This window comes from Hymenobacter sp. 15J16-1T3B (assembly GCF_020711235.1).
Classification (GTDB): Bacteria; Bacteroidota; Bacteroidia; order Cytophagales; family Hymenobacteraceae; genus Solirubrum.
The window spans coordinates 55,780-66,310 of sequence record NZ_JAJFAV010000023.1 but is presented as its reverse complement, the minus strand read 5'-3'; the positions used below and the strand labels follow the sequence as shown (position 1 = coordinate 66,310).

The window sequence follows — 10,531 nt, the reverse complement described above, 5'->3', positions numbered from 1 at the left end:
GGGGGGGGGGGGGGGGGCGGCCGCCGCGGGGGGCACGGCGGCCCCAGGGGCGGCGGACCGCGCAGCGGCGGCAACTCCGCGGGCCAGCCACTGAACCTCAAAATCAGCGCGCAGCTGGCCGGGCAGTAATGCTTCCGGCCCGAACGCCGCGGCCCCGGCTACCACGCAGGTAGCCGGGGCCGCTGGTTTGTTGCCCCGCCGGCCGCCGTTAGCGGAAAATGCCCGACTGGTTGGTGGAGCGCACTTGCTGGCCGTTGACCACCAAGGGCCGGTAGCCGATGATCAGGTCGGTGCGGGTGCCGGGCGGGCGGTAGTAGACGAGGATGTCGTACTGGTTTTCGGTGAGTTGGTAGCTGCCCTCGAAGTAGCCCGCGTCGGGCGCGCCGCCGCGCTGGCCCACCACGTAGTAGTAGTTGTAGTAGCCTTGCTTGAGCAAGGCGCGGCCGGTGTAGAGCTGCTGCTCGGCGTTGTAGGTCAGCTTGTAGTCGTCCTTGAGCTGCCAGTCGGTGAGGGCGCCGAACACGTAGACCGGGCCGGGCGCGGGGCTTTCGGCCCGCAGCTGGAAGGTGGTCCACACGTAGTCGGCGTTGGTGGCGCCGTTGCCGTACTCGCGGTTTTCGAACACGCGCTGGCCGTCGGCGTCCTCGTACTGGGTGTAGGTGCGGCCGGCGCGGGTGGCTTCGGGCAGCAGCCGGATTTCGCGGGGCGAGGCCTGCATGTCCAGCCGCTCCACGCCCACGCCGTTGGTGCGCAGGGAGCGGATGTCGGCGAAGCGAAACTCGTTGAGGGCCGGGAAGGCGTTTTCGAAGTTGAAGTACTGGTAGTCGAGCTGCTGCTCGGCGTCGCGCACGAAGGTGGGGCGCAGGTTGTAGTGGGCGTTGTCCCAGCGGAAGTTCTGGCGCAGCACCACCCGGGTTTCCACCGCCGGGTTCACCAGCGGGTAGGCCCCGTAGCGGATGCCGAAGTCAATCTGCTGCATGGTGTAGCGGGCCGCGCCGCCGGGCGCCAGGCCCAGCTGGGCCTGCACTTCCACCAGGTTTTGGTATACCAGCAGGCGCCGCGAGATGAGCGGCTGCCGGGTGTTGCCGTCTTGCACCACCAGCAGGAAATTGCCGGATATCTTCGGGCCCGGGATAGGCAGGCGGTAGTGGTAGTAGGGTACCTGCGTGCCCACCGAGGTGCGGTAGTTGGTCAGGTTGAACTCGTTGATTTCGTTGAGGAACTGCAAGTCGGTGAGCACCGAGGGCGTCCAGTCGGCGTTGCAGTGCACGAGGCGGGCGGTGAGGCGGCGGCTTTTGTCGCCGAGAAAGTCGAATTCAAGCACCATGCTGCCGGCTTGCTCCAGCGGCACCACCGGGGCGGTAAACACCTCCGTGGGCTGCCCGGTGCTCACGTAGCACTGCACGCTCTGGATGTCGGGGTCGTAGGTGGCGTCTTCGAAGCGCAGCTGCTGGTTGGCGCGCGGGGCCTGCACCGGGCTGGCCTGGCCCACGCGGCCGGCGTTGGGGTCGGTGATGGGCGTGCCCAGCGGCACGCAGGCCGGGGCGGCCAGGATAAGCAGAGGTAGAATTCGGCGGAGCATAAGCGAAGGTAAGACGGTTGGCCGCAAGCAGAACGAACGAAAGCGCCCCGTAGCGCGAACATTCCGTTCGCGTATTTCAGCACGGCCTGCGGCAGTGCCCAAGGGCTAGCCGTTAGCCACGATACGCGAACGGGAAGCTTGCGCTACGGCCGGCGCGTAACGCAGCCGTCACACCATAACGCTGGCTTCACCCTTTCTTGATGCAGCATTAACCGGCCGGTAAATCCTAGAAAACAGCCTCATCCGAGCTTGCGGCGCCATTCAGCTCTGCTTTTCCAACCTCGCAAGCTTCGTATGAAACACACGGTTACCCTCCCCTTCCTGCTGGCCCTGGGCCTGCTCTCGGCCGCGCCCGCGCTGGCCCAAACCCTCACGCCGCTGCTGCCCGCCGGCAGCGCCTGGAAGTACCTCGACAACGGCTCGGACCAGGGCACGGCCTGGCAGGCCGCCGGCTTCAACGACGCCGCCTGGGCTTCCGGCAACGCCGAGCTGGGCTACGGCGACGGGGGCGAAGCCACCACGGTGTCGTTCGGTCCCAACTCGTCCAGCAAGTACGTCACCACCTACTTCCGCCGGCAGTTCACGGTGAGCAACCTCGCCGGCTTTACCGGCGTGAAGCTGCGCCTGAAGCGCGACGACGGCGCGGTCATCTACATCAACGGGGCGGAGGTGCACCGCTCCAACATGCCCACCGGCGCCGTGGCCTACAACACCTTCGCTTCGGCTACCGTCGACGGCGCCAACGAAAGCGCGTTTTTCGAGGCCGTGCTGCCTAAATCGGTGCTGAGCATCGGACTGAACACCATTGCCGTCGAAATCCACCAGGACCGCCCCTCCAGCTCCGACATCAGCTTTGACTTGGAGCTGCTGCCCGACAACTCCGTGCCGGCCACCACCTGCGCTACCCTCCCGGCCAACCACCTGAGCAACTTCGTATCGGTGATGCCGACCACGCAGCAGCAGGGCATCAGCATCCCGAGCACGCACACCTTCCAGCTGCTGATGCAGAGCGGGCAGCCCTACACCAACGCCGCCGACGGCAACACCAAGGAAAGCAACGACTTCACCGGCTACGTGCCCATCAACGGCAGCAGCACCAACGGGTATTTGTCGGTCAACCACGAGGGCTCCTCGGCCGCCGCTTCGGGCGTGAGCATGCTGAGTTTGAACTTCAACGCCACTTCCAAGCTCTGGCAAGTGACCGAGAAGCACCCGGTGAACTTCGCGCCGGTGGTGGGCACCTACAACAACTGCTCGGGCGGCATCACGCCCTGGAACACGGTGATTACCTGCGAGGAAAACTCGCCCACCGCCCCCACCGACAGCAACAACGACGGCTACCTGGACTTCGGCTGGACGGTGGAGCTGGACCCGGCCACCCACGCGGTGCGCGACCTGAACAACGACGGCACGCCCGACAAGCTCTGGAAGCTGGGCCGCTTCAAGCACGAAAACGTGGTGGTGGCCGCCGACCGCCGCACCGTGTACGAGGGCGCCGACGAGGGCAGCCTGAGCTTCGTCTACAAGTTCGTGGCCGCCACCGCCGGCAACCTGGGCGCCGGCACGCTCTACGTGCTCAAGCTCGACGGCGCGCTGGGCGCCAGCACCACCGGCACCTGGATTCCGGTGCCCAACGCCACGCCCACCGAGTGCAGCAACACCACTGCCCTGGCCCAGGCCCTGGGCGCCACCAACTTCAGCGGCGTGGAAGACGTGGAAATCGGCCCGCACGACGGCAAAATCTACTTCACCTCGAAGTCGAACAGCCGGGTGTACCGCTTCCAGGACGCGGCCACGGGCAACACCATCAGCGGCTTCGAGGAGTTTATTGGCGGGCAGAATTACCCCATCAACTACGGCACCGGCACGGCTTCCGAGGCCTGGAGCAGCGGCAACGACAACCTCACCTTCGACTCCTACGGCAACCTCTACGTGCTGCAGGACGGCGGCCGCAACCACATCTGGCTGGTGAAGCCCTGCCACACCCAGGCCAACCCGGCGGTGGAGCTGTTCATGGTGACGCCGGCCGGCTCGGAGCCCACCGGCATGACCCTCTCGCCCGACGAGCGGTTTATGTTCGTCTCCATTCAGGCGCCCGACAACACCAACACCCTGGCCATGACCGACGCCGCCGGTCAGCCGGTGGTGTTCAACAAGTCGACCACGCTGGTTATTGCCCGCAAATCGGAGCTGGGCCTGGCCACGCCCACGGCCACCAAGGCCGACAAAGCCGCCGTGCAGCTCGCCCTGTACCCCAACCCGACCAGCCAGCAGCTGACCGTGGAGCTCAGCCAGGCGCGCGCCGAAGCCGCCCAGCTGCGCGTGCTCAACAACCTCGGCCAGCTGATGTGGCAGCAGGACGTGGCGCTGAGCAAAGGCGCCAACCGCCTGCAGGTGCCCGTGAGCCAGCTGCCCGCCGGCCACTACCAGTTGCTTGTGCGCACCGCCACTTCCGCCACCACCCGCGCCTTTATCAAGCAGTAGTGAGGCTCCACGTCGTTACCTTATTCTTGGTGTTCCTGATTGCCCGGCAGTTGCTGCCGGGCAATCCGTGCATTGGGCAGGCCCTGGCCGCTGCGGGCCAAACCCGCCCCGCCACGTCCGCCCCACCGGCCCCGCCCTGCGCCCAGGCCACGGCCTTTAGCATGGCCGAGGTCCTGCGCTGCCCGGCCGTTACCCAGGAGCTGTACCTGCGCCTGCAGGACCTGGAGCAGCTGCCCGCCGGCCTGCCCCGGCTGCCCAGCCTGCGCCGCCTGCACGTGGAAACCAACCGCCTGCGCCACCTGCCGGCCGAGGTGACGCAGCTCGACAGCCTGCGCGAGCTGTTTGCCCACGAAAACCGCTTGCTCGATGTGCCCGCCGACCTGGGGCGCCTGCGCCGCCTGCGCCAGCTGCAGCTCGACAAAAACGAATTGGCCGAGCTGCCGCCCAGCCTGGGCCAGCTCGACAGCCTGCGCTTTTTGGTGGTGGCCTGGAACCGCTTCACCTCGTTGCCCGCGCAGCTGGGCCAGCTCCGGCAGCTGGAGTATTTCGACGCCAGCCACAACCAGCTGCTCTACCTGCCCGCCACGCTCAACGATCTGAAACAGCTGCGCTACGCCGTGCTCAGCGACAACCAGCTCCGGCAGCTGCCCGCGGGCTTCGGCGACCTGCCGCGCCTGCAGGAGCTGAACCTGGCCGGCAACCAACTGACCGAGTTGCCCGCCAGCCTCGGCCGCTGCCGGGCGCTCAAGTCGCTGGTGCTGACCGGCAACCAGCTCACGCGCTTGCCCCCAAGCATCGGCCGGCTGCGCAACCTGGAAGTGCTGGTGCTCAGCGACAACCAGCTCACCGAGTTGCCGCGCTCCGTCGGCCGGCTGCGCAAGCTCAGCACGCTCATCGTGCGCCGCAACTGCCTCACGCCCGCGGCCCGGCAGCGGCTCACGGCCGCGCTGCCCCGCACCACCATTTACTTCGACTAGCCACCCTGCTTCCGGCTCCCCGGGCGGCTTTCGGCTCATCATCGGAAGCGCTTTCCCTGCCCGGGCGGCGCCGGCGGCCGGCCTTTTACCGCCGATGCGCTTTTGTCCGCTCCCCCTGCGCCCCGCCCTGTTGTTGCTGGCCGCGGCGCTGTTTTCCTTCACGGTGCTGCAGCCCGCGCCCGCCGAGCGCACCAAAACCTACTACCACCAGCACCTGCAGGCCCTGCACGAGGCGCTGACGCAGCTGCGGGCCGCCGTGTACCAAGCCGAACCGCCCGCGCTGCAAAGCCGCTACGTCGCCTGCCGCCGCGAGTACAAGCAGCTGGAGTTTGCAGTGGAGTATTACTACCCCTTCGTGGCCCAACGCCTGAACGGGGCCGCCCTGCCCGAATCGGAGCCGAGCGAGCCGGAAGAGCCGCTGCTGCCCACCGGCTTTCAGGTGCTGGAGGAGTACGTGTACGGCGAGTCCCCCGACCGCGCCACCCGCGACCTGATGCGCCAGCAGGCCGACAACCTGCTCTTTCAGGTGCGCTACCTGCAGCAGCGCGAGCCCAGCCTCGTTTTCACCGATGCCGAGGTCTTCGACGCGCTGCGCCTAAACCTCTACCGCCTGGCCGCCAAGGGCCTCTCCGGCTTCGACTCCCCGGCCGCCCGGCAGTCGGTGCCCGAAGCGGCCGTCACCCTCGACGCCACCGCCGAAGTGGCCGCGCTCTACGATGCCCCGCCGGCCCTAACCCGGGAGCTGCAACGCGGCGCGGCCTACCTGCGCCGGCCCGGCGTGGACTTCAACGCGTTTGACCGCGCCGCCTTCCTCACGCGCCACTACCACCCCATCCTGGCCGAATTGCACCGCGGCCAGCAGCAGTGCGGCGTGGCCTTCGTGGCGGCGCGGCGGGCGGTGCGCCCCGCGGCCGTCAGCTTCCTGGCCGCCGACGCCTTCGACGCCAGCTTCTTCGCCCCCGCCGATGCGCTGCCGCCCACGCCCGAGGTGCTGGCCCTGGGCCGGGCCTTGTTTGCCGAGCCGGTGCTGTCGGGCGCCGCGGGCCGCTCCTGCGCCAGCTGCCATGTGCCCGCCCAGGCCTACGCCGACGGGCTGCGCGTCAACCGCTCTTTGCAGCCCGGCGCCGACCTGGCCCGCAACACGCCCACCCTGCTGAACGCCGCCCTGCAGCCCGAGCAGTTTTACGACGGCCGGGTGCGATTCCTCGAAGACCAGGTGCACGCCGTCGTCACCAACCCGGCCGAAATGGGCGGCCGCCTCGACGCGGTATCGGCCGCGCTGCGCCGCCAGAAGCCCTACGCGCGCCTGTTTGCCCAGGCGTTTCCCGCCGACGCCAAGCCGCTGACCGAACCCAACATCCGCCGCGCCCTGGCCGCCTACGTCCGCTCCCTGACGAGCCTGCACACCCGCGTCGACCGGTTTCTGCGCGGCGATACGGCGGTGCTTTCGGCCCAGGAAGTGCGGGGATTCAACCTGTTCTTGGGCAAGGCCCAGTGCGGCACCTGCCACTACCTGCCGCTGTTCAGCGGCGTGGTGCCCCCGCTCTACGACAAGGTGGAAAGCGAAGTGCTGGGCGTGCCCGCCACCGCCGACACCCTGCACCCGGCGCTGGATGCCGACCCTGGCCGCTACCGCCTGCACCGTATTCCGCACCAGCAATTCGCCTTCAAGACGCCCACCGTGCGCAACGCCGCCCGCACCGCGCCCTACATGCACAACGGCGTGTTTCAGACGCTCGAAGAAGTCATCGAGTTCTACAACCGCGGCGGCGGCCAGGGCCTAGGCCTCCCTGTGCCGACTCAGACGCTGGCCCCGGACCGGCTTGGGCTGAGCCAGTCGGAAAAGCAGGCCTTGGTGGCCTTTATCAAAGCGCTGGACGACCAGTAGAATCAGTAGAAGGAAGTACGCCCCAACGAGAAGCGCCCGGACGGTATGTCCGGGCGCTTCTCGTTGGGGCGCTGGGTTAATAGCACGAGCGGGTGGCGCTACAGCTTGCCTTCCAGCGTTTCCACTTTCTCAGCCAGCTCCGCCCACTGGTCGTTGACCTTGGCCAGCTCCTTTTTCACTTGCTCAAACTTCACCGTGGTGTCCTTGAGCTGGGCGGCGTTGTTGTAGATGTTCGCGTCGCCGAGCTGCTTTTCGTAGGCGGCCAGCTCCTGCTCCAGCTTGCTCACGCGGGCTTCCACTTCCTGCAGCTGCTTGCTGGTTTGCTTTAGCTCGCGCTGGGTGGTTTCGCGCTCCTGCTGGCTCAGCTCCTTTTTCACCTCCACCGGCTTGGGCTTCGGGGCGGCCGGGGCGTTCAGGCCGGCTTTCTTGGCGTCTTTGGCGCGCTCGTCCTGCCACTGCTCGTACTCGTGGTAGGTGCCGGGGTACTCCTTCAGCTGGAAATCCTCGATGTACCAGATCTTGGTGGCCACGTTTTCCACGAAGTAACGGTCGTGGCTGATGACCAGGAAGGTGCCCTCAAACTGCTCCAGCGCCTGAATCAGGATGTTGACCGACTGCATGTCCAAGTGGTTGGTCGGTTCGTCGAGCAGCAGGAAGTTGGCCTCCGAAATCAGCGTTTTGGCCAGGGCCACGCGGCTTTTCTCGCCCCCGCTGAGCACCTTGATTTTCTTGAACACCGAGTCGCCGGTGAAGAGGAAGGAGCCGAGCACCGTGCGCAATTCCATTTCGGTGCGCTTGGAGCCGGCCTGCACCATCTCCTGCAGCACCTCGTTGTCCACGTTCAGGCTTTCCAGCTGGTGCTGGGCGTAGAAGGCCATGATGACGTTGTGCCCCAGCTGGTGGGTGCCCGCCGTCGGCCCCTCCGAGCCCGACACCATGCGCATCAGCGTGGATTTACCCTTGCCGTTGGCCCCGATCAGCGCGATTTTGTCGCCCCGCTCGATGTGCACGTTGGTGTCGCGGAAGATGAGCTTGTCGCCGTACTTCTTCGTCACGTGCTCCATGCGCAGGATGTGGCGGCCGGGCTGCACCGAGAAGCGGAAGGAGAAGTTCACCTTGGCCGCCTCGGGCGCTACCGAGTCGATGCGCTCCATCTTGTCGAGCATCTTCTGGCGGCTCTGGGCCTGCTTGGCCTTGGAGGCCTTGGCCTTAAACCGCTCGATAAACCGCTCGGCCTGCCGGATGGCGGCTTGCTGGTTGTCGAAGGCGCCCTGCTGAATTTCGTCGCGCAGGGCCTTTTCCTCCATGTAGAAGGAATAGTTGCCGGCGTAGGGCACCAGCTTGCCGCCGGTCACTTCCACCGTCATGTTGGTGGTGTTGTCGAGGAATTCCCGGTCGTGCGACACGATAATCACCGCGCCTTCGTAGCCGGCGAGGTAGTTTTCAATCCACTTAATGGAGGGCAAGTCCAAGTGGTTGGTCGGTTCGTCGAGCAGCAGCAGCGAGGGTTCCTGCAAGAGGATTTTGGCCAGCATCACGCGCATGCGCCAGCCGCCCGAAAACAGCTTCAGCGGGCGCTGCAGCTCCTCGGTGGTGAAGCCCAGGCCTTCGAGGATTTCCTCGGTGCGGGCCTGCATGGTGTAGCCGCCCAGGGCCTCGAAGCGCTCCTGCAGGGCCGCCAGCTTGTCGACCAGGTCGTCGGTATAGTTGGTTTCAAACTCCAGCAGCACCTCGTCAATCTTCTTCTGCAGGCCGAGGGCTTCCTCGAAGGCCTGCATGGCCACCACCAGGATGGGCTCGTGCGAGTCGTAGCTAAGCAAATCCTGGTTCAGGAAGCCCAGCGTCACGTCCTTGCTCATGCTGATGCTGCCGCCGTCGGGGCGGTACTCGCCCACCAGCAGGCGCAGCAGCGTGGATTTGCCCTGGCCGTTCAGCCCGATGAGGCCGATTTTGTCCTTGGGCTTGATGTGCAGGTTGGCCCCGTCGTAAAGCGTACGGGCACCGAAGTGAAAGTCGAGGTCGGAGATGGAAATCATGTAGATACCTTGCAGCGCAGGAAGGGCAAAGGTACGGCGTAGATAGACTATCCTTTACGTATGTCATTAGATAGTCTTCATTAATGAAGCTTCTCAGCAGCATCAAAAGTTACTCACTCATCAGCTAAAGAAGCACCTGTTCCAGTATCTGGATCGGCTTCTCCCTCAAGCTTAGCAAGCTTATCGTTTACTAAGTCAGAAAGCTCTGATAGCATTTTTTCACATCCTAAAAATTCTTTAATAGTCATATCAATATTATTATTCAAAGTCCTGATAGCAATATTTAACTCTTTGGATACAGAAGGCCAATTATTAATCTTACTTTTAAAACCACGCGCTGATTTAGCAGCTGATTTAACTACAGCAGCTGTTTCATCAAGATCAGATACAAGTTGCCGAACTTCATCAATACCCATTTCATAGTCTGCATCAGCTATATAAAACCCTTTTGTCAATGAATCTATACCTTCAGTATACAACTCATTAAACCTACTAACTTCTACTTTTGACTTATTTACATAATGAAATATTTCTTTCGAAAATTTACTAATCACAAGCTTAACCTCAGTTGGCTTATAATTACCTCTTTCTTTCAAAGAATTTAGCTTATCTGTTGTATCATTCATATTACTAGTCAGCTCATGTAAATATTCTGTCAAAGCCTCCATTACAATACCAATCTCAGAAAAATTACTCTGAAAAACCTCCTGATAGTCCCAATATCCCATATCCACGTCCAATTCTATTGGGTTATCGAATACTTTCTCAACTTTACCTCCATCCAATTCATCCATTGAATTAATGGATATAGGCTTGTCATCATCTATTATTTCCTTAATATGGTGAGGCAAATGCAATTTCAATAATCTTACTAAATCATCTACATCAGTAAAACTAGAGTGAAGAACACCCATATCTTGAGTTTTTTTCTTAAATTCTTTTATTTTGACTATTTGATCAACATCAATATCCTCAAATACAATTGGCTTAGACCCAAAATACATCATAACCTTTGTCTTACCAGAGGACTTCAAATGATTATCATATGCTCTATTGAATTCCTCTTCCGTCCCAGAACCAGCACGCCCAGTAACAGACCCAAAACGACTCCACATTAAACCTAAAAATATATCATAATCTTCACCTATTTGCTTGTTAATAACATCTTGAGCATCTTCCCCCACAGAAGGGAAAGAGTGCGTTTCCCAAGTTAGCAAGTCAAGACATACATTCATTGTGGTTCTCAGTACGCCGTTGAGTTCTATCACAGTTTCTGCTACTGCTTTGCGTTCTTGCTGCAGATCAGACGGTGACGCTAAAAAAATACTGATGTGAGTTAGAGACTTCGCCATTCTTGTAAATGCTTGTTTGTACTTGAGCAAATAACTTAACATTTAGCAGAATGTCTAATATTTTTAGCACTTGTCTTTGACCTGCACTAAACGAATTTTTGCCTTATCGTAGGCCTGAGTTACGTTAAGCTAAACTTGTGCCTGTATGGGGTACACGCTTAAGCGTGGGCAACTGAGTCACGCACCAGGCCCGTCCCTGTCGCCTTACTATG

6 protein-coding genes are annotated in these 10,531 nt (G+C 62.1%); 3 read left to right on the top strand and 3 right to left on the bottom strand.

From position 1 onward, the window contains the following. Positions 1–208 precede the first annotated feature (208 nt). On the bottom strand, positions 209–1,582 hold the full coding sequence (locus LJ737_RS25470; protein WP_227769597.1) for a type IX secretion system plug protein: 1,374 nt from the start codon (positions 1,580–1,582) through the stop codon (positions 209–211). Between the two features lie 294 nt (positions 1,583–1,876). Between LJ737_RS25470 and LJ737_RS25465 the strand changes: the two genes are divergently transcribed. The 3 genes from LJ737_RS25465 to LJ737_RS25455 all read left to right on the top strand — a co-directional run bounded on the left by LJ737_RS25465 (position 1,877) and on the right by LJ737_RS25455 (position 6,931). Beyond that, positions 1,877–4,066, top strand: a complete 2,190-nt coding sequence (locus LJ737_RS25465) for an alkaline phosphatase PhoX (RefSeq protein WP_227769596.1) — start codon at positions 1,877–1,879, stop codon at positions 4,064–4,066. Beyond that, positions 4,066–5,043, top strand: a complete 978-nt coding sequence (locus LJ737_RS25460) for a leucine-rich repeat domain-containing protein (protein ID WP_227769595.1) — start codon at positions 4,066–4,068, stop codon at positions 5,041–5,043. Before LJ737_RS25465 ends, LJ737_RS25460 begins: the two co-directional genes overlap by 1 nt. Before the next feature lie 94 nt (positions 5,044–5,137). Further along, positions 5,138–6,931 carry a cytochrome-c peroxidase gene (locus tag LJ737_RS25455; RefSeq protein ID WP_227769594.1) on the top strand — a complete coding sequence of 598 codons (1,794 nt, stop codon included), beginning with the start codon at positions 5,138–5,140 and terminating at the stop codon, positions 6,929–6,931. 98 nt (positions 6,932–7,029) lie between these two features. On the opposite strand, the gene LJ737_RS25450 is transcribed toward LJ737_RS25455, so the two are convergent. Both LJ737_RS25450 and LJ737_RS25445 read right to left on the bottom strand, forming a co-directional pair. Next, entirely contained in the window at positions 7,030–8,967 is a 1,938-nt protein-coding gene (locus LJ737_RS25450) for an ABC-F family ATP-binding cassette domain-containing protein (protein WP_227769593.1), read from the bottom strand. Between the two features lie 113 nt (positions 8,968–9,080). Beyond that, positions 9,081–10,319, bottom strand: coding sequence for a DUF4062 domain-containing protein (locus tag LJ737_RS25445; RefSeq protein ID WP_227769592.1), 1,239 nt, complete (start codon positions 10,317–10,319; stop codon positions 9,081–9,083). Between the last annotated feature and the right edge of the window lie 212 nt (positions 10,320–10,531).